Annotated in this window: 22 protein-coding genes and 1 pseudogene; 22 read left to right on the top strand and 1 reads right to left on the bottom strand. The window is 57.5% G+C overall.

Annotated features, from left to right (window positions below; all coding sequences use genetic code 11):
- Positions 1-2 precede the first annotated feature (2 nt).
- The 14 genes and pseudogenes from H8S34_RS12870 to H8S34_RS12935 all read left to right on the top strand — a co-directional run bounded on the left by H8S34_RS12870 (position 3) and on the right by H8S34_RS12935 (position 12,154).
- Complete coding sequence (locus H8S34_RS12870) at positions 3-923, top strand: zinc ribbon domain-containing protein (RefSeq protein WP_186964191.1); 921 nt, start codon at positions 3-5, stop codon at positions 921-923.
- Positions 924-926: 3 nt separating this feature from the next.
- The gene (locus H8S34_RS12875) at positions 927-2,165 is read left to right on the top strand and encodes a zinc ribbon domain-containing protein (RefSeq protein ID WP_186964192.1); all 1,239 of its coding nucleotides are present in this window, start codon (positions 927-929) and stop codon (positions 2,163-2,165) included.
- 11 nt (positions 2,166-2,176) lie between these two features.
- A complete protein-coding gene (locus H8S34_RS12880) occupies positions 2,177-3,439 on the top strand; it encodes a zinc ribbon domain-containing protein (protein WP_101692116.1) in 1,263 nt (420 codons plus the stop codon).
- A gap of 185 nt (positions 3,440-3,624) precedes the next feature.
- Positions 3,625-4,371: an ATP-binding cassette domain-containing protein gene (locus tag H8S34_RS12885; RefSeq protein ID WP_186964193.1), complete on the top strand. Its 747-nt coding sequence runs from the start codon at positions 3,625-3,627 to the stop codon at positions 4,369-4,371.
- Positions 4,368-5,324, top strand: coding sequence for an ABC transporter permease (locus H8S34_RS12890; protein ID WP_101692118.1), 957 nt, complete (start codon positions 4,368-4,370; stop codon positions 5,322-5,324). The genes H8S34_RS12885 and H8S34_RS12890 overlap by 4 nt, the downstream gene beginning before the upstream one ends.
- A gap of 61 nt (positions 5,325-5,385) precedes the next feature.
- On the top strand, positions 5,386-6,504 hold the full coding sequence (locus H8S34_RS12895) for a sugar ABC transporter substrate-binding protein (protein ID WP_235964338.1): 1,119 nt from the start codon (positions 5,386-5,388) through the stop codon (positions 6,502-6,504).
- Positions 6,504-7,289 carry a pseudouridine-5'-phosphate glycosidase gene (locus H8S34_RS12900; RefSeq protein WP_186964194.1) on the top strand — a complete coding sequence of 262 codons (786 nt, stop codon included), beginning with the start codon at positions 6,504-6,506 and terminating at the stop codon, positions 7,287-7,289. The genes H8S34_RS12895 and H8S34_RS12900 overlap by 1 nt, the downstream gene beginning before the upstream one ends.
- Positions 7,290-7,527: 238 nt before the next feature.
- On the top strand, positions 7,528-8,172 hold the full coding sequence (locus H8S34_RS15220; RefSeq protein ID WP_243208024.1) for a Crp/Fnr family transcriptional regulator: 645 nt from the start codon (positions 7,528-7,530) through the stop codon (positions 8,170-8,172).
- 185 nt (positions 8,173-8,357) lie between these two features.
- Entirely contained in the window at positions 8,358-8,930 is a 573-nt protein-coding gene (locus tag H8S34_RS12910) for a putative ABC transporter permease (protein WP_186964195.1), read from the top strand.
- A gap of 18 nt (positions 8,931-8,948) precedes the next feature.
- Positions 8,949-9,572 carry an HdeD family acid-resistance protein gene (locus H8S34_RS12915; protein ID WP_186964196.1) on the top strand — a complete coding sequence of 208 codons (624 nt, stop codon included), beginning with the start codon at positions 8,949-8,951 and terminating at the stop codon, positions 9,570-9,572.
- Positions 9,573-9,591: 19 nt separating this feature from the next.
- A pseudogene (locus tag H8S34_RS12920) lies at positions 9,592-10,056 on the top strand (TspO/MBR family protein).
- Between the two features lie 76 nt (positions 10,057-10,132).
- Positions 10,133-10,708, top strand: coding sequence for a DUF308 domain-containing protein (locus H8S34_RS12925; RefSeq protein ID WP_101692124.1), 576 nt, complete (start codon positions 10,133-10,135; stop codon positions 10,706-10,708).
- A gap of 17 nt (positions 10,709-10,725) precedes the next feature.
- Positions 10,726-11,124 carry a desulfoferrodoxin family protein gene (locus tag H8S34_RS12930; RefSeq protein WP_186964197.1) on the top strand — a complete coding sequence of 133 codons (399 nt, stop codon included), beginning with the start codon at positions 10,726-10,728 and terminating at the stop codon, positions 11,122-11,124.
- A gap of 76 nt (positions 11,125-11,200) precedes the next feature.
- Positions 11,201-12,154, top strand: coding sequence for an alpha/beta hydrolase (locus H8S34_RS12935; RefSeq protein WP_101692126.1), 954 nt, complete (start codon positions 11,201-11,203; stop codon positions 12,152-12,154).
- Positions 12,155-12,296: 142 nt separating this feature from the next.
- Here the strand turns inward: H8S34_RS12935 and nifJ are convergent, their stop codons facing one another.
- Positions 12,297-15,803: a pyruvate:ferredoxin (flavodoxin) oxidoreductase gene (gene nifJ, locus H8S34_RS12940; RefSeq protein WP_186964198.1), complete on the bottom strand. Its 3,507-nt coding sequence runs from the start codon at positions 15,801-15,803 to the stop codon at positions 12,297-12,299.
- Positions 15,804-16,176: 373 nt separating this feature from the next.
- On the opposite strand from nifJ, the gene H8S34_RS12945 reads away from it, so the two are divergent.
- The 8 genes from H8S34_RS12945 (at position 16,177) to H8S34_RS12980 (ending at position 25,024) form a co-directional block, all read left to right on the top strand.
- Positions 16,177-16,611, top strand: coding sequence for a 3-hydroxyacyl-ACP dehydratase FabZ family protein (locus tag H8S34_RS12945; RefSeq protein WP_243208025.1), 435 nt, complete (start codon positions 16,177-16,179; stop codon positions 16,609-16,611).
- Between the two features lie 356 nt (positions 16,612-16,967).
- Complete coding sequence (locus tag H8S34_RS12950) at positions 16,968-17,759, top strand: IclR family transcriptional regulator (protein WP_101692128.1); 792 nt, start codon at positions 16,968-16,970, stop codon at positions 17,757-17,759.
- Positions 17,760-17,992: 233 nt separating this feature from the next.
- Positions 17,993-19,510, top strand: a complete 1,518-nt coding sequence (locus tag H8S34_RS12955; RefSeq protein WP_243208026.1) for a sugar ABC transporter ATP-binding protein — start codon at positions 17,993-17,995, stop codon at positions 19,508-19,510.
- A gap of 149 nt (positions 19,511-19,659) precedes the next feature.
- Positions 19,660-20,502, top strand: a complete 843-nt coding sequence (locus H8S34_RS12960; RefSeq protein WP_207654883.1) for an ABC transporter permease — start codon at positions 19,660-19,662, stop codon at positions 20,500-20,502.
- Positions 20,503-20,602: 100 nt separating this feature from the next.
- Positions 20,603-21,625 (top strand): substrate-binding domain-containing protein, encoded by a 1,023-nt coding sequence (locus H8S34_RS12965; RefSeq protein ID WP_101692130.1) that lies wholly within the window; start codon positions 20,603-20,605, stop codon positions 21,623-21,625.
- 43 nt (positions 21,626-21,668) lie between these two features.
- Positions 21,669-22,334, top strand: coding sequence for a cyclase family protein (locus H8S34_RS12970; RefSeq protein WP_101692131.1), 666 nt, complete (start codon positions 21,669-21,671; stop codon positions 22,332-22,334).
- Positions 22,335-22,507: 173 nt separating this feature from the next.
- On the top strand, positions 22,508-23,749 hold the full coding sequence (locus H8S34_RS12975) for a four-carbon acid sugar kinase family protein (protein ID WP_186964200.1): 1,242 nt from the start codon (positions 22,508-22,510) through the stop codon (positions 23,747-23,749).
- Positions 23,750-25,024 carry a nickel pincer cofactor-dependent isomerase, group 22 gene (locus H8S34_RS12980; protein WP_101692133.1) on the top strand — a complete coding sequence of 425 codons (1,275 nt, stop codon included), beginning with the start codon at positions 23,750-23,752 and terminating at the stop codon, positions 25,022-25,024.
- The last annotated feature ends 3 nt before the right edge of the window (positions 25,025-25,027 follow it).

Here is a 25,027-nt window from a genome sequence, read left to right on the forward strand (position 1 = left end):
TTATGGAACATAACTGCCCGCACTGCGGCGCAGACCTGCCGGCAGATGCCTCCTTCTGTCCCCACTGCGCCCAGAGCATCCGCACCCGGAAAGCGGCCGCCGTTCCCTCCCACCTGTGGCGTAAGGGCCTGAAATGGGTTCTGCTGCTGGTAATTCTGGCGGCGGCAGCGGCGGCAGGCTGGGGACTGCTGCACGATTCCCCCACCGGCCTCCCCGCCGGGGAGACCACGGCCGTGGTTTTTCAGGAGGACGAAGACGGCATGGTGACGGTCACCCCCGAATATCTGGAGGAGTTCTTCCCCACCCTCATCGCCATTGACTTCGGCACCACCTCCAAGAGCAGCGACAACATCGACGACTACCTGGTGGACAGCTACCAGATGGCCCGGCTGGTGTCCTCCCGTGGCACCGAATCCGCCGTGGGCGAGCGGGGGATGTACAGCGCGGGCAATGACTCCAACAACCGGGTGTCTCTGCTGATCTTTGACAGCAGCACCCACCTGATGGGCTACTTCATTGGCTCCCCCACCAGCCTGGGGGACGGCAAGTGGCAGATGGACGTGGTGAACTGCGACTACGACTTCACCCACCTCTACGAGGCGGAGCTGGCCGCCTTTGAGGGCAACTGGGAAGATGATTTCTCCACTTACATCTCTCCGGAGGAGATTCCCTCCTCCGGGGCGGTGTGGTTCTTAAACGGCTACAATACTGGCCAGGGCCCGGTGCTGCGGAAGGACGATGCCCAGATCTACTCCCTGTGGCACACCCTCCACAGCCCGGAGCTGGAGCGCCAGTGCCAGGAGATGGAGCGGCTGGAGGAGTTTCTCCCCAAGGAGGGCCGTTGGCGGTGCTACCTGCTGCTGGACCAGGACTACAACCTGCTGGGCTACACCATGCTGGATCATCAGGGGAACGGGGGATAAGTCATGGAGTACAAATGTCCCCACTGCGGCGCGGACCTGCCGGAAAATGCCGTTTTCTGCCCCCATTGTGCGAAGGACATCCATGCCCGTAAAGCGGTAAAAAAGCCGGTCCCCCTGCTGAAAAAGCTGCTGCTGGCCCTGCTGGCTCTGGCGGTGCTGGCCGCCGTCGGGTTCGGGCTGTGGGCAGTCTTCGCCCCCAGGACCTACGACGGCTATGGGGAGGTCCGCTACGGGGACTATCAGCTCCTGCTCACCCAGAGCGTAGACCGCTACACCCCCGTACCGGAGCTGACCATTCCCGGGGAGCCGGAGGGCCAATACCGGGTGCCCTCCCGGCTGTTTGTCAACGACACCCATAACGGCGTGGACGCCTCGGAGGCCTTCCTGGCGGAGGTGGTGGAGGTAACGGCGGCCTTTACCGGCCAGGAGGACAGCCCCTCCCCCTTCGTATGCTCCCAGCCCGCCTACAACGAGGGCGCGCCCGAGTGTCCCCTCATCTCCCTCATCGACTTCACCGGGCAGAGCGCCCCGGCGGAGCTGGTGTGGACCTTCCACATGAAAAATGGAGACACCATTTCTCTCCGGCAGATCTATGAAGTAGTTCCCATCCCGGTGTATGACTACTACCCGGAGGACTACCCCATGGACACGGCAGAGGAGCTCCAGGCCCTCATCGACGCCATCCCGGACCAGGTGACGGATCCTGTGGCGGTCATCAACCTCCACCTGCCCCCGGTGACCTATGCGGACGGAATCACGATCCAGAGCCGGAGCATGAACCTGTACGGCTCTGCCGACGAAGCCGGGAGGCGTACCACCTTCACAGGCCCCGTTCAGGTGGTGGCACCTAACAGCGAGATCGCCTATCTCCAAGACATTGACTTTGTGGGGTGCGGCAGCGGCACCGGTCTCTCCGGCTCTGCCCCCTTCCGGGCCACAAACTGTACCTTCACCGGCTGGGACACCGGTGTACTGGCCTACAGCACCAGCTGGGCCAATGTCATCGGCTGCACCTTCCGGAATAACGGCATCGGCTTCCAATTCGACAGCACGGGAGAGTACGCCAACCACTCCATGTACAACGACAACCTCTTTGAGGGCAATGATGTGGCGGTGCAGCTGGATAACGTCCCCACCGACGTGGTCCTCAACTTCCAGGGTTCCGTCTTCCGGGCCAACGCCCAGAGCATCCTCAACTCCTGCGACCAGCCCCTGGACCTGTCCCAGGTCACCTTTGAGTAAAGGAGAATCCCATGATGGAACACAAATGCCCCCACTGCGGCGCGGACCTGCCGGAAAACGCCGCCTTCTGTCCCCACTGCGCCAAGGACGTCCACGCCCGGAAAAAGGTGAGAAAGCCTATCCCTCTGCTCAAAAAGCTTCTGCTGGGCCTGCTGGCCCTGGCAGTAATCGCCGCCATCGGTGGGGCTGTCTGGTACTGTAATCGCCCCTATGTGCCCCAGCGGTATGACGAGCTGGGTGTGGTGTACTACGAGAGCGGAGATAAGACCTATCAGCTGCTGGTGGCCTGGCCCAACGACCGCTGTGCCCCCGCCCCCGACATCTACCAGCAGGGCTCCCCTGACGAGGCGTATCGCTGGCCCTCCCGGTGGTATGTCAACGACGCCGCTACCGGCGCCGATGCCTGGGCGGAGTTTGAGCCTCTGGTGGGGAAAGTCACCGTGGAGGTGGTTCAGGACGAGAACGCCGCCGATCCTCTCACTGCCGGAGAGCCCAGTCACGACGAGGAGTACTCCCCCGATGCCGCCATGATCTGCTCCCTGGATTTTACCGGCGATTCCGGAGAGCCGCAGATCGTCTGGACCATCCAGATGAAGAACGGAGACGAGATCCGCATCCGCCAGAACATCCATGTTACCCCCATCATCACCCACGAGTACCACTGGCAGGACTACCCTATGAACACCGTGGAGGAGCTGCAAGCCCTGCTGGACCAGACCGTCCGGGAGGTTGCCCCCTCCGATCTGATCCACATCTACCTGCCCCCCGTGACCTATGAAGGGGATCTGAAGCTGGCCCGGGCCTATGAGTTCTACGGCTGTACCGACGAGGGGGCGGGGCGCACTGTTCTCAAGGGCTCGGTAACTATCGGCAGCGGCAATTACCAGTTCATCTCTTATTTCTATGACATGGACTTTGTTGGAGACGGCACCGACATCGGCATCATTGCTCCCGTCAAGACCTGGGCCATCGGCTGCTCCTTTACCGGCTACAAGACCGGTTTCCAGTCCCAGGGGAGCGCCTGGGTGAATGTGACCGAGTGTACCTTTACCGACAATGAGGTGGGCTTCCACTTCAACTCCACCGGACAGTCCGCCTCCGACAGCCGCTATCACGATAATCACTTTGTGAACAATGGCACCGCCGTGCTGCTGGAAAACGTGCCCACCGATCTGACCCTCAGCTTCGATGGCTCAGAATTTTCCGGAAACGGCACGGATATCGGCAATCCCTCCGGCCACAGCATCGATACCTCCAAGGCGCTGTTCCAGTAATCTTCCCCGATCCGCCAAGCGGCGCGTCATAAAGACGCGCCGCTTTTCTGTTCCTCGCTTCTATCGATTTTCTCTATATCACTTTATCTATTTATTTTATTTGTCAATTTGAACTTCCTTCGGCACACTGCTATGATAGAAAACGGTAACATTGCTTTTCGTCAATCAGTGTAGCGGATGTGAATATGAAACAGAGTATCCTTTCCATTAACCAGGTTTTTAAGTCTTTTGGGCAGATCCAGGTTCTTCACGGCGTCTCCCTGGAGGTACAGCAAGGGGCTATCACCGCTATCGTGGGGGATAACGGCTCCGGTAAGTCCACCCTGATCAAAATCCTCTCCGGCAACCTCCGGCCCGACCGGGGGGAGATCCAAATCGGTGGATGCAGTTATCGTGGTCTCACCATCCCCCAGGCCATGGACCTTGGAATCCGCACCGTGTATCAGGACCTGGCACTGGATAATTTTAAAAACAGCGTGGAGAACATTTTTCTGGGCAGTGAGCGCATGCGCGGTCCCTTTCTGGACCGGCGCGCCATGGCAGAGGAGGCCAGGCAGCTTCTGGAGGACATCCATGTACAGATCCCCGACCTGACCCAGCCCGTGAGCTATCTCTCCGGCGGACAGCGTCAGGGGGTGGCCATTGCCCGTGCCCTGCGCCGCCCGGGCTCGGTCCTGTTGTTGGACGAGCCCACTGCCGCCATGGGCATTCAGGAGAGCCACAGCACGCTCCAAATGCTCTCCCGCCTCCGGGAGCGCGGTATGACCCAGCTCATCATCAGCCACAATCTTCACCAGGTCTTTGCCCTGGCCGATTTCATCTATGTACTGCGCTCCGGACATATCATCGCAGGAGCTGCCACGGCGGATACCACCATCGACGCCCTTCAGGACCTGATCCTGCGCCGGGAAAGTGAGGTGGAGGAAGTATGATTGCTCTGAAACGCTGGTGCTCCAGGCAGTCCACCTCCCTGCTGCTCCTGGTGGTATGCCTGGCCATGATGGTCTTTCTGTCCATACAGACCCAGTCCTTCTTTTCCCTGAAAAACGTGGTCAATATCCTGGAGGCCAACTCCTACCGGCTGCTCCTGGCCTGTGGGATGATGTGCATCATCTCCTCCGGCGCCATTGACCTCTCGGTGGGATCCATCCTCTCGTTCAGCGCCATCTGCACTGCTATGGCACTGAAGGGCGGACTGTCGGTTGGACTCTCCATCCCCCTCGCCCTGGCTCTGGGCGGAATCATGGGGGCTATCAATGGCCTGCTCATCCACTTTACCCGCATCAACGCCTTTATCATTACCCTGGCCACCGCCTTTCTGTACCGGGGCCTCTCCCTCATTGCCACCCAGGGTATTCCCATCACCAAATTGCCCCAGGGTTTCCGCTCCTTTGGCTGCGGCGATCTCTTTGGTATGGAGTCGGGCGTCACCATGGCTCTTCTGGTCATTGTCTTGCTCATCCCTCTCTTTTACCACATGCGCTGGGGCACCTATGTGACCTCCCTGGGCGGCAACCCGGAGGCGCTCAAGCGCAGCGGCGTGCCCATTGGACGCTACCGGGTCTCGGTCTTTGTGCTGATGGGTGTTCTGTCCGCGCTGGCCGGCATCATTGTCACCGCCCGGCTCAACTCGGCCGAGGCCAACGCCGGCCTCAATATGGAGATGGATGCCATCTGTGCCGTCATCATGGGAGGAACCGCACTGCACGGCGGCCGGGGTAATCTGCCCGGTACCGTGATTGCAGTGTTTCTCATGGGACTCATCCGCAATGGCCTGACCATTCTGAGCGTCTCCTCCTACTACCAGCAGTTCATTACCGGCGCCATGCTGTTGTGCGCGGTCGTCATTGCGGAGTTCCGGGAGCGCAAAAGCCGTATCGGCTGATCCAACTGGTATAAAGGAAAGAGCTTCCTTTATCATAATCTGTCTTACAGGAGGATATAAGATGATGAAAAAATGGTATTCCCTTCTGCTGGCGGCTGCAATGCTCTTCAGCCTGGCCGCCTGCGGCTCTTCCGCCAATGTGGAAGGCACCCCCGCCCCTCAGGAGAGCACTCCCGTGGTCAGCGCCACCCCCGCCCCGGAGGGTGAAGGTGCGGACAGCGGCCTCTCCCCCACCGTGCAGCAGCTCTATCAGGAGTTTGACGCCGCCATGGAGGCCCAGATCGGCACCATGCCCGAGCAGTTTGGCGACATCAAGGTGGGCGCTGTGGTAATCTCTCTCACCAACCCCTTCTGGGTCAACATGAAGAACTACTACGAGGCCGCCGGTGAGGAGATGGGCATCGACATCGATGTGCAGACCGGCACCACCGAGGGCGACACCGCCTCCCAGCTGGACGTGCTGATGACCATGGCCGACATGGACTATGACGTCATCATTGTCTCCCCCATCGACGGCACCAACCTGATCCCCGGCATCGTCAAGTGCAACGAGAACGGTGTCAAGGTCATCAACCTGGGTCCCGGCGTGGATGTGGATGCGCTGGAAGAGGCCGGCGGTCATCTGGATGCCACCATCACTGTGGCCTTTACCGAGCAGGGTGAGACCGTGGCCAACGACATGATCTCCCGTCTGCCCGACGGCGGACAGGTCGCCATCCTGGCCGGTCTGGCCGGTGCCGGCCAGAGCGAGGGCCGCACCTCCGGCGCCAAGTCTGTCTTTGAGGCCACCGACAACATCGATCTGGTAGCGGTGCAGAACTGCGACTGGGACGCCACGCTGGCCTATGACGCCACCAAGGCCCTGATCACCGAGTACCCCGACCTCAAGGGCATCTTCTGCTGCAACGACACCATGGCGCTGGCCGCCGTAGAGGCACTCACCGCGGAGGGTAAGGAGGGCGTCCTGGTCTACGGTGTGGACTTCACCGACGACGCCCGTGCCGCCATCAGCGCAGGCACCATGACCGGTTCCATGTCCTACTCCAGTGAGCGGTACACCAAGGCCGCGCTTCAGATGGCGGTGATGCTCAACGAGGGCGAGACCTTTGAGAACAACATCTACCTGCCCCTGACCCTGGTCACCGTGGACAACGTCAACGACCTGGAAGGCTGGAAGTAATGCATTCGTTTCTGATTGAATCGGCACTGCTCACCCATGGGTTGGTGTCCATCTCCAACGAGGAGATGCTGCGCCGCTGGCCTCAGGAACTGGACAACATTGCCTGGGTGGATGCCGGACAGGTGGTGATCGGCTCCATGGCGGAGTTTCTCCCCTTCCGGGACCGCGCTTCGGAGCTGTGCCGTATCAGCTATGACCGGCTGCCCACCGCACTGGAGGAAGGACTCTCCGGCGCGCTGACTGCCTCGGGAACCATGGCCGTCTGCCAGCAGATGGGACTTCCACTGGCCGTGACCTGCGGCATGGGCGGCATCGGTGAGATCCACAGCGAGGCCCTCTGCCCCGACCTTCCGGCTCTCCGGGATATTCCAGTGGCGCTGCTCTCCACCTCCCCCAAGGACATGCTGGATATTCCGGCCACCATTCAGTGGCTGACCGACTCCGGCGTGCGGGTCCTGGGAATCGGAGGGGATCGCTGCACCGGCTATCTCTTCCAGAGCGCCGACGTGCCGCTCTCCGGCACCTGGAGCAGTGAAACGCTCCCTCGGGAGCACGGCCGGCTGCTCCTGCTCCACCCCATTCCCGCTCACAAGCGAGTCGGGGACCTCTCCCTGCTGGCAGAGGGCATTGCCGCCGGAAAGCAGGCCGAGGCCGAGGGGCGGGAGTATCATCCCGCTGCCAACGCCGCCTTTGATCGTCTGACCGACGGATACTCTTCCCAGATCCAATTTGAGTCCATCTGCGCCAACGCGCTTCTGGCCGCCCAACTGACTGGGGAGAGGTAAAATAACCATCGTTTATAAGGATGTGTCACAGAGACTCCGTGGCACATCCTTATTTTTATAAATAGCTGTAAAATACCCGTTGCCTTTCCCCCTCCTTTTCCTTTATGATTAGAGATAAGAGCTGGGCAAAACACGGCCCGACCGTCTCAATGTGTCATTGGGGGCGATGTGTTTTATGATCGAGCAATCCTCCGTTTTATCTTATCTGGATGCGAGCCTTCTGTTTCGCAGTTTCACTTTGGAAGAGCGTCTGGAACTTTTGGACACCCTGAATGCGCGGCAATCCCACCTTCCCAAGGGGACCACCGCCCTGCAGGATGGGGAAGAATGCTCCGAGGTCGGCGTGATCCTTACAGGACGTCTGCACCTGTTCCACACAGATATCCACGGCAACAAAAATCTGATGGACACCCTTGGCAGGGGGGAGTCCATCGGCCTCATCAATGCCGTGGGGCACTACCGCCTGCACATCTCCGCCATCGCCATGGAGGATACCGATCTTCTCCGCTTCCCCGTGGACATGCTTCTGCGAGACCATACTTTGACCTCTCCGGTGCAGATCCGTTTTCTGCAAAATCTTACCCTGGCGCTGGCCCAGGCCGCCCAGCGGCTGACCCGAAAGCTGGAGGACAGCATCCGCCGCTCCATCCGGGAGCGGCTGCTGGACTATCTCTCCGCCCAGGCCCACCAGGCTGGAAGCCGTGTTTTTCCCATCCCGCTCAACCGGCAGGATCTGGCGGACTATCTCTTTGTGGACCGCAGCGCCATGTCCAACGAGCTGTGCAAAATGCGGGATGAGGGCCTGCTCCGCTTTGACCGCAACGCCTTTGAACTACTGGACGCCCTCTCTCTCACCCCGGAAGAATCCGACCCAAATGTCTGAATATTGTTTTCTTCCCCGGTAACCGCATGGTTATCCGGGGGAATTTTTTGCGTATTTTTCTCTTTTTTCCCCGTTTTTTCTCCCCCGTTGTCTACACAACCGTTTTTCTGCCTCATTTATGACATGATAGATACAACCCCAGTGGCAAAGGCCCCATGATTTCGAAAGGATTGGATGTGCCGCCTATGAAAACAGCTTCTGTCCTATTCCTCTTCTTCCTCTGCTCCTTTGCCGGCTGGATCTGGGAGTCCTGCTATGTCTCCCTGCATACACGCCGCTGGACCAACCGCGGTTTCCTCCGCGGCCCATTCCTTCCCATCTACGGCTTTGGGGCCCTTCTGATCACAGCCCTCTTCACCCCCTTTGCCGCTCATCCCCTGCTTCTCTTCCTGGCCGGCATGGCCAGTGCCACCGTGCTGGAATATGGGACCGGTGTTTCCCTGGAGCGTATGTTTCATCAGCGATATTGGGATTACAGTCGGTTTCCTTTTCAGCTCCACGGCTACATCTCCCTGTATTCCTCCCTCTGGTGGGGCTTCTCCTCTCTGCTTCTGGTCCGCTTTCTTCACCCCCTGGCCACTTCCTGGGTACGGACCCTCCCCGCAGGAACCGTGATTCTTTTCACCAGCCTGCTCCTCGTACTGGAAAGCATCGACTTGCTTCACTCCCTGCATCGGACCCTTCCCGCTCACCCTTCCGCCGCTGACACACCGGCCGATCCATTTCTCTCCACCTGCTTCAGACCTCTCCCATTTTAAAGAAAGGCGGTTCTGTCTATGAATCCTTCCTCCCGTCCTCCCTATGACATCCACGATGCGGATTACGAGCAGATCCTCGATGATCTGCCCGCCGCTCCCATCAACCGGAAAAGCGGACTTCTCTCCGGCCTGCTTCTGGGCGGCCTCGGGCTCTTCCTGCTGCTCTCCCCCATCGTGGCAGGCGTCGCGATCGCCTATCTGATCACCGCTGGACTGCTGCTCTACGGAATCTCTCAGACCCTCGCTTTTTTCCGGGTTCCCAAGGGAGAGCGCAGCGGCTGGAGTCTTCTCAATGGGATTCTGCTCATGCTCTTTGCTGGGCTTTCCATGTGGATCGCGCTCTCCGGCCCAGCCGGTCTCTTTCCCCTGATTGAATCGCTCTCCTATGCCGCAGGCTTCCTCACCGCCTCTGCCGGCGTCATCCAGATCTCCGCCTTTTATGCCCTGTACAAAGCAAAGCTCTCCGGGGCAGGCTGGGGCCTGGCCGGCGGTATCCTGAATCTGCTTCTGAGCGTGGTCATTCTCCTCAACCCGATCGTGAGCTGGTTTTCCCTGACCGCACTGTGGGGCGTCTATCTGTTGGTCTCCGCCATTGCACTCTCGGCTGAATCCTGGTCCGGCCGCCGTGCCGTCCGCTTCTAAGCGTATCTGTGAGGTGTCTATGAAAAAACTCGCACTGCTTCTCTTTCCTCTCCTGGCGCTGGCCGCAGGGGCGTTCTCCTGGACCCTGTCCGGCAACGGCCTGGAGACCGTCTATCCGCTTCTGGCCCTCTCGCCTCTGACTCCGCCCGGCGCGGTATTTCCAGTGGTGTGGACCATCCTCTATCTGCTTATGGGATTGGGCTTGGCCCTCGTCGTCCGAAAAGGCGGTCCCGGTACCTAGCTCGCCGTGGTGATCTGGGTGTTACAGTTGGCCGTCAATGTGATCTGGAGCCCGCTCTTCTTTGGCCGCGGGGATTATCTCGCCGCCCTGCTCTGTCTCGGGGTCCTGTGGCTGCTGATCCTGCTGATGCTCTTTGCCTTCCACTCGGTCAGCCGGGCGGCGGCATGGCTGCAGATCCCCTATTTCCTGTGGGTCAGCTTTGCCGGGTATCTGAATTACACCGTCTGGGCCCTCAACCGCTGACCAGCTTTCCCCATCCTCTCCACTCAAACTGCAAGAGCTGCGGCAATCCGGCGCAGCAGAAAGGCAAGGTATTGCTATGATGTTTCAATTCTTCTGGACCCGAAGCGCTTCCATCTGGATCTCCATCCTCTATATGGCCCTGGGTCTGCCCCTGCTCCTCTTCCCTGGAATCAGCGGCACGATCTTTGTATGGGCCCTCTCCGCCGGAGCCGCCGTCTACGCCGCCAGTCATCTCTTCCGCTATCTTCAGAGCCGCAAGGCAGGGGAAGGCTCCGGAGGTGACCTCTTCCTCACCGTCCTCCCGCTGGCTTTTTCCCTCTTTGCCCTGTTCTGGCCCCAGGCCATCCTCTCCTTCCTCCCTCTGGTGCTGGGCGCTCTTCTGCTGATTGATGGAGTGGGCAAGGCCCCCCTATTCTTTTCCGCCCTCCATCTGCGGACCTCTACCCTCATTCCGCTGGCCCTCTCCTCCCTGATTCCCCTCATCCTGGGTATCCTGCTCATCGTCAATCCGTTCCATGCCGCCCGTATGACCATCATGGTTTTCGGTGCCGCTCTGATTGCAGACGGCGTGAGTGATCTGGCCACGGCACTGGCTTCCCGCAAACTTCCCACCGCTCCTCCCCCCGACTCTGTCCCTACCGACCCCACTTGATCAAAAGGAGATCTCTTATGAATCTTTATTTCTGTTCTCACTGCGGCAACGTAGTTACCAAACTCACCGATTCCGGCGTGCCGCTGATCTGCTGCGGCCAGCCCATGACCCTGCTGGAGCCCGGCTCCACGGACGGCGCCGTGGAAAAGCACATCCCCGTGGTACAGCAGGGCAACCGCTGGATCATCCTCAATATCGGCAGCAGCCCCCACCCCATGACCGAAGCACACTCCATCCTCTGGGTCCTGTTGGAGACCGAACACGGCTTCTACCTGCGCCATCTCTCCCCCGGCAGCGATCCACAGGCCGATTTTCTGCTTCCCTGCGGTGAGTCTCCCATCGCCGCCTACGCCTGCTGCAATCTCCACGGACTGTGGAAAACCACCGCCATTTCCCGCTCAGATACCCTCTGTTGAACCACGATCCCCGCTCCTCCGTCCACAGGAACAGCCCTCCATCCACTCCTCCACCATTAGAAAGGCGGAAGTTCCCATGTATAAAAACTCCCTCATCTCCAGCACACACAGTGAAAATACGGAAAAGGTCAACGCAAAAATGACCGAAGCCGTGATGGCCGCACTCAAGGCCATCCACAGCGCCGCCTCGCCCGACTCCATGGAGCCGGAGGACCTGAAGCGTCAACGCCTGGGACAGGAGGTCCTGGGTCGGCTGGTCTCCCCACCCATCGGCTTCAGCTGGGAGCCCTTTACCCTGGATGGCATGCCCATGGCCTGGGTCCGTCCGGAGCGGGGACACGACCGGCGCCGGGCTATCCTCTACTGTCACGGAGGCGGCTACACCAGCGGAAACCTGGGATATGCCCGGGTGCTGGCCGCCAAGATGGCGGGGGCGACCGGATGTGCGGTTCTGGTCTTCCAGTACCGGCTGGCACCCGAGCACCCCTATCCCGCTGCGCTGGAGGATGCACGTGCCGCCTGGGATTATCTGATGCGGCAGGGGTGGGGCGCCCGTGACATTCTGCTGGCCGGTGACTCCGCCGGCGGAAACCTGGCGCTGGAACTGGCGATGACCCTGCGGGACGAAGATCGCTTTCTCCCCGGCCGCCTGATCCTCTATTCGCCCTGGACCGACATGACCGCCTCCGGCGACTCCTATGAGAGCTGCAGGGATCTGGACCCCATGCTCTGCGCCGATTATATCCACGCCGTGCGCAGTGCCTATGCCCCCAACGCAGACTGGAGCCGCCCTGAGTTCTCCCCCCTGTTCGGGGATCTGCGGGGACTGCCCCCGACGCTCATCCAGGTGGGTGAGCGGGAGATTCTGCTCTCCGACTCCCTTCGGCTCCAGGAGAGGATGGCCCAGGCCGGCGTCCCCTGCGTGCTGGAGTGCTGGAAGGATCTGTGGCATGTATTCCAGATGTTCCCTCTGAAAAGCGCCAGCGAGGCAATGGAGCATGTCGAACATTTCCTCCATCAGATGGGCTGATTTTCCCCCAAGCGCATCAAAATACATCCGTATAATGCCCCCTGGAAAACTACTATGTGGGGATAAGAAAAGGCTTACCGTCCGCAAATTGCGGACGGTAAGCCTTTTTTGTGTGTCAATCAGGATCGCATCCCAAGTCGCATTAATCGCGGTTTGCCATGCGGAGATAGGACTCCAGACGTTCGGCGGCGTCCTTTTCCGCCTTGGCCAGGAGCTCGTCTGCCTGCTCCGGGAACTTCTTGTACAGCGAGGCATAACGTACTTCACTGAGCATAAAGTCCCGAATCGAAGCGGTAGGCACCTTGGAATCCATGGTAAACGGATTTTCTCCGGCCGCTTTCTTACGGGGGTCAAAGCGATAGAGGTGCCAGTATCCGCACTCCACCGCCCGCTTGGCCTGGTTCTGCGCCTCGCTCATACCGGCTTTGATGCCGTGGTTGATACAGGGGCTGTAAGCAATGACCACAGAGGGACCGGGATAGGACTCTGCCTCGCGGATGGCCTTCAGAGTCTGGGCCTTGTCGGCACCCATAGCCACCTGCGCCACGTAAATGTAGCCGTAGCTCATCAGCATCATGCCGAGGTCTTTCTTCTTCGTGCGCTTTCCGCTGGCCGCAAATTTAACGATTGCAGCCGTAGGCGTGGATTTCGAGGCCTGACCGCCCGTATTGGAGTAGACCTCCGTATCCATGACAATGACGTTGACATTCTCGCCGGAGGCCAGAACGTGATCCAGTCCGCCGTAATCAATGTCATAGGCCCAGCCGTCGCCGCCCACGATCCACTGAGAGGGACGAACGAGGAAGTCCCGCTTTTCGTACAGCTCTTCCAGCGCCGCATTTCCGCTGCGGTCGGCCGCTTCCAGCGCGTCGGACAACCGGTCGGCACGCTGACGTGTACCGGTGGGATCTTCACAGTTGGCAGACCAATCGGCCATGGCATCCTTCAGTTCTCCGTCGGGCAGATTGGCCAGCACTTCCTCCGCCAGGTCATGCAGACGGTTGCGCACCACCGATGCACCCAGCATCATGCCAAAGCCGTATTCGGCGGTATCCTCGAACAGGGAATCGCCCCATGCGGGCCCCTGGTTTTTGTGATTGACCGCCAGGGGGACTTCCGGAGATCCGCTCCACGCGTGGGAGCATCCGGCAGAGTTGGCCCACAGCATATGGTCGCCATACAGCTGTGTGATGAGCTTCAGATAGGGTGTCTCCCCACATCCGGCGCAGGCGCCGTTGAACTCCAGATAGGGCTTGAGGAACTGGCTGCCCTTAACGGTGAACTTCTTGCTCTCTTCAATTTCCTTCAGCTGGACATGCTCCGTGGTATAGGCCCAATCCTGGGTATTTTTCTCCCGTCTGGGCTCATAGGGCGTCATTTTCAGGCAATCGACCGGGCACGTTTTGACGCAAATACCGCAGCCGGTACAATCCATACCAGAAATGGCCAGATGATATTTTGTATCGGCAAAGCCGGTGGCGTCCTTCATTTCATACCCATCGGGGGCGGCAGCGGCTTCTTCCGCCGAGAGCAGCGTAGGACGAATCACGGCGTGGGGACAAACGAAGGAACACTGGTTGCACTGGATACACTTTTCCATCTCCCACTCGGGGACGTCGATCGCGATACCACGCTTCTCCCACTTGGAGATATTGGTATAGTAGGTGCCGTCCTCGCGTCCCAGGAAGGTGCTGACGGGAAGCTGGTCGCCCTCCTGGCGGCCCATGACACGGATCACATTCTTGACATAGTCGGGGGCATCCTCCTCGGCGGCATCGTCAACCGCATTGGCCCAGGAGTCCGGAATTGCGACCTGGTGGATCTTACTCAGGCCCAGATCAACCGCAGCCTTGTTCTTGTCCACAACGTCCTGGCCCTTATTGCCATAAGTCACTTCGATGGAGTGCTTCAATTCCCGGACCGCGGAATCCAGATCCATGATGCCGGAAATTTTGAAAAAGGCTGCCTGGGTGATCATGTTGATACGGTTACCCAGACCGAGATCATGGGCAATATCCACCGCATCGATGGTGTACAGGCGGGCCTTGCGGGCCCAGAGGGTACGGCGCATACTGGCAGGGAGCTTCGTGTTCAGTTCTTCGTCGGACCAATTGCAGTTCAGCAGAAAACTGCCGCCCTCTTTCAGATCCCGTGCCATGTCATATTTTTGCACATAGGCCTGGTTGTGGCAGGCGATGAAATCCGCGCTCTTGACCTGGTAGGAGCCCTCGATGAGCTTGGGGCCCATACGGAGGTGGGAGACGGTCAGGCCGCCGGATTTTTTAGAGTCATAGGCAAAATAGGCCTGCACATAATAGTCCGTGTTGTTGCCCACGATTTTGACGGCAGCCTTGTTCGCGCCGACGGTGCCGTCGGAGCCGAGTCCCCAGAATTTCAGGCTGAAGTTTTCCTTGGGCGTGGAATCGAATTCCACAGGATAAGCCGGCAGGGACAGATTGGTGACGTCATCCACGATACCCACTGTAAAGTGGTCCTTGGGCGTCTCACTTTCCAGGTTTGCATAGACCGCCATGACATCTGCGGGCGTAAAGTCCTTGGAGGACAGGCCAAACCGGCCGCCGATGACCATGGGCGGCTGTGCCATTGTGCTGACTGCGTTCTTCACATCCATGTAAAGCGGTTCGCCGATCGCGCCGGGCTCTTTCGTTCGGTCCAGCACAGCGATACGCCGCACCCCGGCAGGAAGCGCCTTGAGCAGGAATTCGATGGAGAAGGGACGGAACAGATGCACCTCGACCAGGCCGAGACGCTTGCCGCGGGCATTCCAGTACTCCAGCGTTTCGCGGATCACACCGCAGGCCGAGCCCATGGCGACGATCACATTTTCCGCCTCGGGGTCGCCGAAGTAATCAAAGGGATGGTAGTTCGTCCCGCAGCGCTGATTGATCATATCCATGTACTTTTCCACCGTGGCGGGAACCTGATCGAAGAAGCGGTTGGTGGACTCACGATACTGGAAGAAAATATCCGGATTCGTTACGACGCCCCGGGACACAGGATGGTTGGGATTGAGGGCGTTCCGGCGGAACGCCTTCACCGCGTCCCAGTCCAGCATCTCGGCCAGATCCTCATTGTCCAGGACTTCGATTTTCTGGTATTCGTGGGAGGTACGGAAACCGTCGAAGAAATGCAGGACCGGCACGCGGGAGCTGATTGCGGACAAATGGGCGGTCAGCGCCATGTGATAGGCCTGCTGCACACTGGAGGAGGCCAGCATCGTTACGCCGGTCTGACGGCAGCTCATGACATCCTGCTGATCACCGAAGATGGAGATAATGTTGGTGGCCAAAGAGCGGGCGCTGACATGGAACACGCCGGGCAGCAATTCGCCCACGACCTTGTACATATTGGGCAGCATCAGCATCAGGCCCTGGCTGGCAGTATAGGTCGTGGCCAGTGCGCCGCCCTGGAGGGCGCCGTGGAGGGCGCCGGACGCGCCGCCTTCGGACTGCATTTCACGCACGTCCACCGTCCGCCCAAACAGATTCTTTTTTCCCGCCGCGCTCCACTCATCAATGATCTCAGCCATGGTGGAGGAAGGTGTGATCGGGTAGATGGTAGCGATTTCCGTGAAGGGATACGATGCGTACGCTGTTGCTGTGTTGCCATCCACTGTAATTTTTGACAAACCCATAAACTTTTCCCCTGTCCTTTCCCATTTTTTGTGAAAACCGCTTGAAATTCCACAGGTCATATGCTAAAATATGCTATAATAACAAACGATGATTTATATTATAGCACTCTCTTGGCAATCATTATAGCATACAAAACAAAAAATGCAACGCATTTTTCCGTATGGCACATTTTGGGGATTCGCCAGACATTATCCTGTATAGACCAGAAAAATCCCTTAAAAGGGCGCTGTTCAAAGGCATATTTGTTGCAAACTGTAATGATTGTTCATTTGGGAAGCGCAGGTGATCGCACAACGAAAGATTCATTTTTTCTGAACTGCTGAACGGACACAAGATAAGACGGCTATACGAAAAGAGGATAGGATTATGTTGAAGTACGACCGCGAGCAAGTGATGCGTATTATCCCGCAGCGTGATCCAATTTTGCTGATTGATTCGGTAGAGGAGCTGGACCCGGGCAATTCGATCACAGCGACATTTTTCGTACGTCCCGATATGGCGATTTTTCAGGGACATTTTCCAGGAAACCCGATTTTGCCTGGCGTTTATACGGTAGAATCCGCTGCTCAGGCCACAAGTCTTTTGTTTTTGTCGCTGGATCGATACAGCGGAAAGCTGCCGCTTTTCTGCGGCATTGACAATGTCCGTTTCCTGCGGAAAATCAAGCCGGGTGATACGATTACCCTGAAGGGAAGCTTGCTCTCCGAGAATATGGAAAAGGCTATTGTAAAAAGCCATGTGGAGGTCTTCAACGGCGACGAAAAGGCTGCACTGGTGGATGTAACGCTGGCAATCCGTTGAATCTGCTTCACTTTTCTGGTGGAAGCGATCTGTGTATAAAGCGGAAGTCGGCCGACACACCGGTGTACCGCGAAATACCAGGGCAATGTCTTCCCGTCCATGTGGGAAGAACGCTCCGGGCATTGGGGAGCAGTTCCCTACCGCCATTGGGAATCGGCAAGCAAAGTCATTTTATGTTTGACAAAAGGTACAATAAGGTGCTATATTTTCAAACAAAGAATTGTCTATATTTTGCGTTTTCACATCCCCTGTTTGAAGCTGGCCAGATGACCCGTAAAAAGCTCTCTTTTCCTCGCTGCTCTGGCGGCCAACATGCGGATGAAGCAGATCAAATCAATTAGAAAGTGAATGAAAGTATGGAGAAACATAGCCGCAAGGCTCCGCAGATTCAGTCGGTCGTTCGGGCCGGTGAGATCCTGGAGGCGTTTACCGGATTCAAAGAGCTCGGACTCGCCGAAATTGCAAGACTGCTGGATCTGAATAAAAGTACGACGTTTGGACTGGTGAATACCCTGGCAGCTCTGGGATATCTGGAACAGGTTCAGCCCAGCAAGAAGTATCGCCTCGGTCTCCGTTTACTCGAACTAGGCAACCTCGTTCAGCGGCGGCTGGATGTGCGTGAAGAAGCCCGGCGAAATATGGTGGCCTTTTCGGAAAAGTACAACGCCCTCATGCATCTGGCGATCCACTCCAATGGATATGCCGTTTACATCGACAAGGTGGAAGTGGACGCACCCATCACCATGTATTCCCAGATCGGCCGGCGCGCCCCCATGTATTGCACCGCAGTTGGCAAGGCCATGCTGGCTTTTCTTCCGGAGGAATACGTGGAGGAAGTGATCGCCAGAGGGCTGGAACCCCACACCGCTAATACCATCGTTGACCGGGAAGCGCTCTGGAATGAACTCCGTCAGATCCGCAGCACCCAGATCGCCATGGACCGGCAGGAGCTGGAAGAAGGCCTGACCTGTGTCGCCACCCCTATTTTCGACCGGACGGGCAAGGTGTGTGCGGCGATGAGCATTTCCTTCCCCTACGGAAAAATCCGAGGCGTCAATCTGGAGGCCCTGGAAAAGGATCTTCGGAACAACGGCCGGGAGATTTCCATACGGATCGGTTTCAAGAGTACCGGAGAGACCGAATTGTAACCAATATGTGATTTTGCTGTATGGTGCAGAGATGCACCACCGTATTTGAATGTCCTTATTACAGAACGGCATTCGGCAATGTAGAACGAATTACTTGATCTGACCGCATGCCAGTGTTGAAAAAGCGGCGTATGGGAGGGGGCATCCCCTCACCACACGTGATGATAAGATTTTTTGATTGCTGGAGGTACTGGATGGAAAGTAGAGGGACCCTTCTACTGAAAGCGGAGGGGATGAGTAAGTTTTACGGTCCGGTCCACGCACTGGAGGATGTGAACTTCGATTTGTACCGCGGAGAAGTTCACGCTCTGATGGGTGAAAACGGCGCCGGAAAATCAACGCTTTCAAAACTGATCGCCGGAATCGAAACACCAACGGCCGGCAAGCTGGAGTTTGACGGTAAGCCTGTGGTCATCCCAACGCCGCAGGTGGCACTGAAGCTGGGGATCGCCATGGTTACACAGGAATTCAACTCGATCCCACATATGACGGTGGCCGAGAACATTTTCCTGGGCCACAGCGAGATGTACAAAAAGGGCATTTATTTTGACAAACACCGTGCAGAGAAGGAGACCAGAGAGCTTCTTAAGCTCTTTGACATGGACGAGAGCATAAATCCCGCAGCCAAACTCTCTACCCTCTCCGTCGCAGAACAGCAGATCGTAGAGATTGTCAAGGCCGTGTCCTACAACGCGCAGATGATCATTCTGGATGAGCCCACGGCCTCGCTGTCCAACATGGAGGCGCAGCGTCTGTTCCAGGTGATCCGGGACTTGAAAAAGAAGCAGGTCGGATTCATTCTGGTCACCCACCGTTTCAACGAAATTTTTGAGATTTCCGATCGAATCACGGTCCTGCGGGATGGCAAGCTGGTGCTTCCCGGCGCGCCCATGGAGGAGATGACGGAACAGTCCCTGGTGCGGGCGATGGTCGGCCGTGAAATGGTGAACTTTTACGGCGAAAAGGTGGAAAACACCGTCCAGCACGATGAGATATTGCGGGTGGAGCACCTCTGCGGTAGGGGCGGCTTCCTCAAGGACATCTCTTTCGTGGCCCGCAAGGGTGAGATCACCGGATTCGCTGGTCTGGTCGGTGCCGGACGTACAGAGCTGATGCGCGCGGTGTTTGGTGCGGACAGCTACGATTCGGGCGCGGTATATCTGGACGGCGTCTCGCTGAAAAAGGGCAGTCCCAGAACATCCATCAAGTACGGGCTGTCCATGGCCACAGAGGACCGGAAATCCGAAGGTCTGCTGCTGGATTTGAGCTTGATCATGAACACCTGCTACGCCAAAACGGTGCAGAAAAAGGGATGGATGCTGCCTCACAAAAGCGAAAAGGCGGACACGCTGAAAATGGCGGAGATGTTCCGCACGAAGATCGGTAGTATTCATGACAAGGGCAGTTCCCTGTCCGGCGGCAATCAGCAGAAGATCGTTCTTTCCAAGTGGCTCTTGACCAACCCGAAGGTCCTGATCGTGGATGAGCCGACCCGTGGTATCGATATCGCCGCAAAGGCCGATATCTATACGATCCTGAAGAACCTGGCGGCCTCCGGTATGTGCGTGATCGTAGTTTCTTCCGAATTGCCGGAGATCCTGGGCATCTGTGACCGGGTCATGGTAATGAAGGACGGCGAGATTGTCAAGCACATGGAGATCAGCGAGGCTTCGGAGGAGCGGATTATGGCCTATGCCTCTCTCGGACGCGCGGCCGAAAAAATAGACAGCGAGGAGACGATGAAAGCATGAAAGATACAGCGCTAAAAAGCGGAGCCCGGCATTCTGGACTGCAAATGGTCTTAACCAACTATCGGAGCGAGATCGGCGTTTTTGTCGCGTTGATTCTATATTGCGCTGTAATCTCTGTTCTGTCCCCGCATTTCCTGACCGGGAGAAATATGTTGAACCTGTTCAGCCAGCTCTCGGTTGTAGGCCTGCTGGCCATCGGTGAGCTCTTCGTCTTGCTGACCGGCGGCATCGACCTCTCCGTGGGCAACACGATGGGCCTGAGCTGTATGGCAGGCGGTATGGTCATGGCCAGCACCCAAAATATAGCCGCCGGTATCATCGTAGCACTCGCCATCGGCCTGCTCTGCGGCGTCGTAAACGGCTATCTGGTCGGCTATGTGGGCCTTCCCGCCTTCATCGTCACACTGGGTATGATGGGTATTACGCGAAACGCGGATTATTTGATGTGCGGTGGCATTGGAATCAACAATTTGCCGGAAGGCATAAAAATGCTCACCAAGGCAAAGGTGTTGGGCATCAATGTATACTACATTATCATCATCCTTCTCTTCATCCTCATGGGATGGATCCTGAGCAATACGAAGCTGGGCCGCAATACCTATGCGATCGGCAGCAATAAAAATGCCGCCCGGCTCAGTGGTGTGAATACAAAGCTGGCAACGCTGCTTCCCTATGCCATTTCCGGCCTGTTCGCCGGTATTGGCGCCGTGATCTTGATGAGCCGGTTTGCGGCTGTGGACCCCAACTACGGCTCTGGCAATGAGATGAACGCCATCGCGGCCTGCGTGGTGGGCGGCACCTCCCTGGCTGGAGGAAAGGGCAGCATGCTCGGTACATTCATCGGCGTGGTCCTGATGGCATGTATTTCCAACGGCCTGGATCTTCTGGGCGTTTCCCCCTATTGGCAGGGCGTGACGATCGGCTGCGTAATCATTGGCGTGCTGCTGATCGAGACCTATTCTGAAAAGGTGAGAGGCAAGAGCAAGAAGTAAGCACCTTATCTAAACGCGCGTATTTCTTTCGTTCCGGCATATCATTGCATTCGTATTTATCAGCGGAGCTGATAAAAATAAAAAAAGGGGAGAATCAACTATGAAAAGAATTCAGAAGATGCTTAGTCTCGCGCTGGCCCTGGCAATGATGATGTCCCTTGTAAGTTGTGGCAACAACGCCACGCCCGCTGGCAGTGCGGCACCTTCCGGTGACGCAGATGCTCCTGCCAAAACCGCTGATGCTCTGGAAGTCGCATATCTGCTGCCCTCCGCAGCCGTGCCCTTCTGGGTCTATCTGCAGAACGGTATTCAGGAAAAGTGTGATGAATACGGCTACAACCTGACCGTCTATGATTCCAACAACGAGGCCTCTACCCAGCTGAAAAACGCGCAGAACGCCATTACCACCGGTAAGGATCTGATCATTATCAGCCCCTGTGACAGCTCCTCCTGCCCCGCTGTTCTGGACGCCGCGGAGGAGGCTGGTATCCCCGTAATCGTGGCCGACGTGGGCACCGACTCCGGCACCTATGCCAGCTACATCTCCACCCCCAACTACGAAGGTTCCTATGAGGTCGGTCAGTACCTGGCCAACTACATGAAGGAAAATAGCGTCGACGGCACCATCGGTGAGATCACCATTCCTCTGGCCCGCAAAAATGGTCAGCTGCGCCAGGAAGGCTTCACCAAGGCCGTCACCGAGGCCGGTTTCCAGATGGGTACCAGCCTGTCCGTCAGCAACTCCACCTATGATGAGGCCGAGGGCTTCTGCCAGAACATCATCTCCGGCGATCCCAACTGCGTTGCCATCTGGTCCCACCAGGAAACTTCCACCGTTGGTATCATCACCGCTCTGGAGGGCATGAACGAGAAGGACATCCTGGTGGCCTGCTTCGACGGCTCCCCCATCATTGTTGACTACATCCGCGAGGGCAAGGTCCTCTGCTGCGGCGCTCAGCAGCCCGTTGAGATGGGCCGTCAGGCGCTGGAAGCCGGCAAGACCTATATTGAGACCGGCAGCTGCGAGCCCGAGATCGGCGTGCCCACCCTGCTGATCACCGCTGAAAACGTGGAAGAGCTGATGCCCGAGATCGAGGCGAATGTCTACACCCCCGGCGTGTAAGTCCTGACTCTGGCAGCAAAAAATTAGGAAAGGATATGTTCGTATGATTCCAAAGGTAAAGAAGATCATTGACCTGACGCAGCCGATTTTCCATGCCTGCCCCGGTTGGCCGACCTATAAGCTGACCAACGTGAATATGGAAGGCTTCTGGGCAAGAGACGGATTCAACGCTGAGCGGGTAGACATGAATACCCATACCGGCACCCATCTCGACGCGCCCTATCACTTCTTCCCGGATGGGACTACTGTCGAGAAGATGCCTCTGGAATCGTTCCAAGGTCGTGGCGTAGTCGTCGATCTGCGGAATATCGGCCGTATGCCGATCCTTGCCTCTGACCTGGAGCCCTATGCCGATAAGATCCAAAAAGATGATGTCGTGCTGCTCTATACCGGCTGGGCACAGAAGCGGAGCATGAGCAAAGAATACCTGTTCGAGTGGCCCTATATCACCAAAGAGGCGGCTGAATGGCTGGCCCAGAAGGAGATCCGCTGTGTCTGCATTGATGGTCTGTCTGCCGGTGGTTGGCCCGAGGGCACCGGTGCTCCTCCGCACATCGTTCTGCTGGGCGCAGGCATCGTGATCATTGAAGAGGTCTACATGGACGAGCGCCTCTTTGAAGAGGACGAGTGGTACATTACCGGCTATCCCCTGAAGCTGCAAGGCATGGGTGGTTCTCCCTGCCGCGTGGTCGCTACTGTGTTTGAATAACTGCAAAATAGAGGCCCACATCCCCGTTCCCCAGGGATAGCCGCCGAATCTCTCGCCTCCCTGCCTGCCGGAAATCTGACCGGGCAGGCAGGGAGGCGAAACAACAGGTACAGATATAGAGCGGGAGCCAGGAGATCCTCGGTGCTCCCAGCCGTGAGATGATGTGAGAGCTTATGATACAATTACTGATTTGCGCTGACGATCTGACCGGTGCCATGGACACCGGCGTACAATTTGCAAAAAAGGGGATCCGTACCGAGGTACTGGTGGGAAGACAGGTGGACTTCGACCGCATTGACCCGGCGGTTCAGGTCCTGGTGGTCGATACCGAGACGCGCCACACCTCTCCCGCCGAAGCAGAGGAGGCCATTTATCGCCTGGTCATCCGCGGCCTTGAAGCGGGCATCCGCTATTATTACAAAAAAACCGATTCTGCGCTGCGGGGAAACATCGGCGCGGAGTTGGGCGGCATGCTGCGCGCAGGCGGAAAACCACTTTTCTTCTTCCCCGCCTTCCCCAAAAACGGAAGGACGACAAGCAAGGGAATTCAGATGGTGAACGGTGTCCCAGTTGCGGAATCCGTTTTTGGAAAGGACCCGTTTGAACCGGTCCGCCATTCCCGGGTAGGGGATATCATCGGGGAACAGAGCCAGGCAAGGGTACGAGACTGCTTGCCCGGGGACGCTCTGGCCCCGACATGCGAAGATGATATCCTGGTGTGCTCCGCGGAGACGGACCAAGAGCTGGAGACCTGGAGCAGACAATTTCCCGAGAACGACTCTCTGTTTCTGGCCGGATGTGCCGGATTTGCGGAGTATTTACCCAACAGCATCTCTTTTGTCCGGGAGCAGCCGGAAAAGACGGTTGCCTCGGAAAAGCTGGTGGTGGTTTCCGGCAGCGTGAATGAGATCACACTTCTCCAGCTGCAAGAGAGCAAAGCACAGGCCGATCTCTGGATCGAACTGTCGGACCGGCAGAAGTTCGATCCAGCCTATACGCAAAGCGAAGAGTGGCAGGCACAGCTGCGCCGGATCCGTGAACCAGATTGCCGGCTGGCCGTACTGGGCGTGGGCAGGATCGACCTGGAGCATGAAGGCGAATTTGAACGGCAGACGCCGCAGTCCCAGCGTCGGGATGTGGTCAGCAGCAATTTGGGCAGCATAGCCCAAGACATCTTGCACAACATCAAAGATGTGACTCTGGCCGTCTTCGGCGGCGACACGTTGTATAAGCTGCTGAGTCTTGCAGATACCCGGATACGACCCTGCTGGGAGATTGAACCGGGTGTCGTGGCGGCGCAGCTGCAAATGGAGGGAGAAACCCGTTACCTCATCACAAAATCGGGCGGTTTCGGATCATCGGATATGATTGGCAAAATCCAAGCAGCAGTCAATCCATGTAAGGAGGAATTTTAGATGGGCGTTATTGCGGAATTGTTGAAATCTACCCCTCTCCCCAAAATGGTGAAGATCAAGGAAAAGTTTGACGATACCTGTATCCCGGTAGATCAGATCCACGATACGGTTTTCGAGCAGCTGGGCCAGAAAAAGCTGGAGGGCATGATCAAACCTGGCATGCGGATCGCAATCACCGTCGGCAGCCGCGGCATCTCCAACATACCGCTGATCGTCAGAAGTATTGCCGACTTCGTGAAATCCCAGGGCGGACAGCCCTTCGTGGTCCCGGCTATGGGCAGCCACGGCGGAGCCACGGCAGAGGGACAGCGTGCGGTAATCGAAGGCTATGGCGTTACGGAAGAGGCCATCGGCTGCCCCATCCTCTCTTCCATGGAGACTGTGGAAATCGGCCACACAGAGGAAGGCCAGCCCGTCCGGATGGACAAGAATGCCTATGAAGCGGATGGCATCATCGTCTGCGGCCGGATCAAGCCCCACACGGGCTTCCGTGGTCCCTATGAGAGCGGTCTGATGAAGATGATGGCCATTGGCCTGGGCAAGCAGGCCGGTGCTGAAATCATCCACCAGGACGGATTTGGCCACTTCAAAAAGAATATCCCCATGTTCGGCACTGTGATCCTGCGTAATTCCAAGGTGATCTGCGGTCTGGCACTGGTGGAGAACGCCTATGACCACACCAGAGAGATCGTGGGGCTTACCCCGGACGAGATCATTACGGAGGAGCCCGTAATTTTGCAGAGAGCCAAGAGCTACATGCCGAGAATCCTCTTCGATTCCTGCGATGTGCTGATCGTGGATGAGATTGGTAAGAACATCAGCGGCGACGGCATGGACCCCAATATTTCCGGACGGTTCCCCACGCCCTATGCCACCGGCGGAATCGATGCCCAGCGGGTCGTGGTGCTGGACCTGACCAAGGAGAGTCACGGAAATGCTTGCGGCATTGGCCTGGCAGATGTGACCTGTATGCGCCTGTTTGAGAAGTTCGACAAAGAGGCGACCTATCCCAACGCCATCACCAATACCGTCACCGGCGAGCTGAAGATCCCCATGATCATGTACAACGACAAGCAGGCCATTCAGCTTGGCATCAAGTCCTGCAACGAAATTGACCGGGCACATCCCCGTGTTATCCGCATCAAGAATACCATGCAGATCGAAACCATCGAAATTTCTGAGGGTATGCTGGAAGAGGCCGCACAGAACCCCGACATCGAGATCCTCACCCAGCCGGAGGAGATGCACTTTAACGAACAGGACAATCTTTGGTAAAGG

This window comes from Pseudoflavonifractor hominis (assembly GCF_014288125.1).
GTDB lineage: Bacteria > Bacillota > Clostridia > Oscillospirales > Oscillospiraceae > Pseudoflavonifractor_A > Pseudoflavonifractor_A gallinarum.

Excerpts from the sequence above, each read along its gene's own strand:
- H8S34_RS12870 (WP_186964191.1), top strand. The coding sequence starts at position 3 with ATGGAACATAACTGCCCGCACTGCGGCGCAGACCTGCCGGCAGATGCC.
- H8S34_RS12875 (WP_186964192.1), top strand. The coding sequence starts at position 927 with ATGGAGTACAAATGTCCCCACTGCGGCGCGGACCTGCCGGAAAATGCC.
- H8S34_RS12880 (WP_101692116.1), top strand. The coding sequence starts at position 2,177 with ATGATGGAACACAAATGCCCCCACTGCGGCGCGGACCTGCCGGAAAAC.
- H8S34_RS12885 (WP_186964193.1), top strand. The coding sequence starts at position 3,625 with ATGAAACAGAGTATCCTTTCCATTAACCAGGTTTTTAAGTCTTTTGGG.
- H8S34_RS12890 (WP_101692118.1), top strand. The coding sequence starts at position 4,368 with ATGATTGCTCTGAAACGCTGGTGCTCCAGGCAGTCCACCTCCCTGCTG.
- H8S34_RS12895 (WP_235964338.1), top strand. The coding sequence starts at position 5,386 with ATGATGAAAAAATGGTATTCCCTTCTGCTGGCGGCTGCAATGCTCTTC.
- H8S34_RS12900 (WP_186964194.1), top strand. The coding sequence starts at position 6,504 with ATGCATTCGTTTCTGATTGAATCGGCACTGCTCACCCATGGGTTGGTG.
- H8S34_RS12910 (WP_186964195.1), top strand. The coding sequence starts at position 8,358 with ATGAAAACAGCTTCTGTCCTATTCCTCTTCTTCCTCTGCTCCTTTGCC.
- H8S34_RS12915 (WP_186964196.1), top strand. The coding sequence starts at position 8,949 with ATGAATCCTTCCTCCCGTCCTCCCTATGACATCCACGATGCGGATTAC.
- H8S34_RS12925 (WP_101692124.1), top strand. The coding sequence starts at position 10,133 with ATGATGTTTCAATTCTTCTGGACCCGAAGCGCTTCCATCTGGATCTCC.
- H8S34_RS12930 (WP_186964197.1), top strand. The coding sequence starts at position 10,726 with ATGAATCTTTATTTCTGTTCTCACTGCGGCAACGTAGTTACCAAACTC.
- H8S34_RS12935 (WP_101692126.1), top strand. The coding sequence starts at position 11,201 with ATGTATAAAAACTCCCTCATCTCCAGCACACACAGTGAAAATACGGAA.
- H8S34_RS12945 (WP_243208025.1), top strand. The coding sequence starts at position 16,177 with ATGTTGAAGTACGACCGCGAGCAAGTGATGCGTATTATCCCGCAGCGT.
- H8S34_RS12950 (WP_101692128.1), top strand. The coding sequence starts at position 16,968 with ATGGAGAAACATAGCCGCAAGGCTCCGCAGATTCAGTCGGTCGTTCGG.
- H8S34_RS12955 (WP_243208026.1), top strand. The coding sequence starts at position 17,993 with ATGAGTAAGTTTTACGGTCCGGTCCACGCACTGGAGGATGTGAACTTC.
- H8S34_RS12960 (WP_207654883.1), top strand. The coding sequence starts at position 19,660 with ATGTTGAACCTGTTCAGCCAGCTCTCGGTTGTAGGCCTGCTGGCCATC.
- H8S34_RS12965 (WP_101692130.1), top strand. The coding sequence starts at position 20,603 with ATGAAAAGAATTCAGAAGATGCTTAGTCTCGCGCTGGCCCTGGCAATG.
- H8S34_RS12970 (WP_101692131.1), top strand. The coding sequence starts at position 21,669 with ATGATTCCAAAGGTAAAGAAGATCATTGACCTGACGCAGCCGATTTTC.
- H8S34_RS12975 (WP_186964200.1), top strand. The coding sequence starts at position 22,508 with ATGATACAATTACTGATTTGCGCTGACGATCTGACCGGTGCCATGGAC.
- H8S34_RS12980 (WP_101692133.1), top strand. The coding sequence starts at position 23,750 with ATGGGCGTTATTGCGGAATTGTTGAAATCTACCCCTCTCCCCAAAATG.